We start from the raw sequence: 1,975 nt of genomic DNA, 5'->3' as shown, positions 1-1,975 counted from the left end.
GCCGCGTGGAACGACGCACAGCTCGCCGGGGCTAAGTTGGACGATGCGATCCGGAAACTCGATCTGCATCGTCCCGCGCCAGACGAGAAAGAGCTCGTCTTCGCTCTCGTGGTGGTGCCAAGGAAAGACACCGCAGAACTTCACCAGCTTGACTTCCTGGCCGTTGAGCTCCACGATCACCTTGGGCCGCCAGTGCTCGTGAATCTGTGCCAGCTTCTCGGGTAGGGAGATTTTTTCCATGACTTATGCCTTGGGCAAGAGAGACTCTGGCATCGCGTTCCAGGTTAACAGAGCTTTCTCCGTACTTGCGCCACTCTTTTTGAGCCATGCGCTCATGGCATCGCCCGCTTTCTTGCCATAGATCCTGTGTGAGTACACAACGGCGGTACCGATGCCTTTGTGTAGGTGGAGCCGGGCAAACACGACCTCCACAAACTCGGGGCGACCAAAGAGCACGACGATCAGGTGCTCGGCGGGCTTGCTCTCGGTTCTGGGGACAGAGTCGGTTCGCAGCACGGTGGCTTTACTGGCCTTGTAGTTGCTTAGAACCGTGTTTGCTGTCGCCGCAAGCCCCTCGCCGTCGGTGACTTTCGGGTAGACAATCAGAGTCACCATATCCGACCATTTTTTCAGGTCCTCCTGCCCCTTGGGCGTAAACTCATGCTGATCGCCCTGGCTCCAGCGGTGGAGGTAGGTCTTACCCGCAAATGAACCGACCCCGGGGCAAGCCCCGAAGTATCACGGGCAAGGTAGTCGGCCTGAGAGACGACAGCCAGAAACCGCGACTGAGAGAGTCGCGAGTGTCCAAACCGGTGAACGGGGCAAGCCCCGAGGTATCGTACCCGTAAGGAATAAATGCGGGCGAGTACGCCGTGCCCAAGCCTTTCGCATTTTTTGGAATATAGGCGTTCGCCAGGACAAGATTTCGGGAGCCGTGCGTCTTGAGAAAGCCCGCGGGGTAGCGCTTAAGCTCAACGTCAACCCACGTGAGCACTTGCAGGACGTTCTCTAAGTGCTCCGGCTTCAAGGCAGTCACTTGATAGCTTGCCCCCACCGAGGAGTCTCTGCTGCTCCAAACCTTAAGAGCGATCCCAAAATTATCCTGGAACCGCTGGGCAACGGCAATAAACTTAGGGATCTCTTCAAGAGAGTCGACTGCAAGCGCTGGTCGGCTCAGTGTAGATAATAAAAACCAAGCAAGAAGCCAGCCCATCCTAGTCGAAAGAACGCGCAGTGCTTTCATGCTAGTTTGACGCGGGTGGCAGACTTCTTTTTCCGGGACCCAATTATCGAGTATACGCAGACATAGTCATCGGCAACTTGTGGGCCGCCTGTTGTTGCTCCTAATGCACATCGCGAGAGATCTGGTTGGATCGTGACCGCATAGAGCCTTAGTGGTGGAGCCTGAGGGTTCTTCGGGCTATGAAAGATGGCGGACACACGTGGCAACTCTCTGAAACCAGCGGGTAGAGCAATATCTGCGGCGAAGGCATTTGATGCCTTACCATCCGGAGTTTGACCTCCCGATTGCTGGCACATCGGCTCTGTTCCGTAGCACACGAGGTCGTTGGGGAGCTTTAACTTGATCTGAGAGCGCCACTTGGAAGGGGCACAGTGTGAGTGTGCCATTTTGTTTTTCTTACGAGATGCCATGATGGGATTATAACAGAAATGCCTCTAGTGTCCTTGATAGGCTACTGCCGCTCCAGCCAGGGGGCGACTTTTTCTACCCAGCGGGCAGCGTGTTCGCGCAGGCCGGGGCCGCTGAAGTGGACGCCTTTGCCGCCGCTGTCGCGCCACTCAGACTTGAGGGAGTCGCTATCGGGGCCTTGCAGGGCGAGGCGCTCTTTCCAGAGGGCGGCTTGGGTGGCGCGAATCTCGGGGCAAGCCTCGTCGCCGGGGACGTGGTAGCTGACTTGGGCCACAAACCACGGCGCGTCCCAGCCGATCACGCGGCGCGAGTCTCGGATGAGCT

The 1,975-nt window shown here is 57.4% G+C and carries 2 protein-coding genes and 1 pseudogene; all 3 read right to left on the bottom strand.

The annotated features are described in order from the left end of the window. Positions 1–240: cupin domain-containing protein (locus ACH2EH_RS06865; protein WP_395140186.1), on the bottom strand; the 240-nt coding region annotated here is incomplete at its 3' end. Between the two features lie 3 nt (positions 241–243). Next, positions 244–615, bottom strand: coding sequence for a hypothetical protein (locus ACH2EH_RS06860; protein ID WP_395140184.1), 372 nt, complete (start codon positions 613–615; stop codon positions 244–246). A 1,079-nt stretch (positions 616–1,694) separates the two neighbouring features. Next, positions 1,695–1,975, bottom strand: a pseudogene (locus ACH2EH_RS06855) (hypothetical protein); the annotation flags it as partial.

The organism is Armatimonas sp. (assembly GCF_043760365.1).
GTDB lineage: Bacteria > Armatimonadota > Armatimonadia > Armatimonadales > Armatimonadaceae > Armatimonas.
This window is presented reverse-complemented; position numbering and strand designations above follow the sequence as displayed.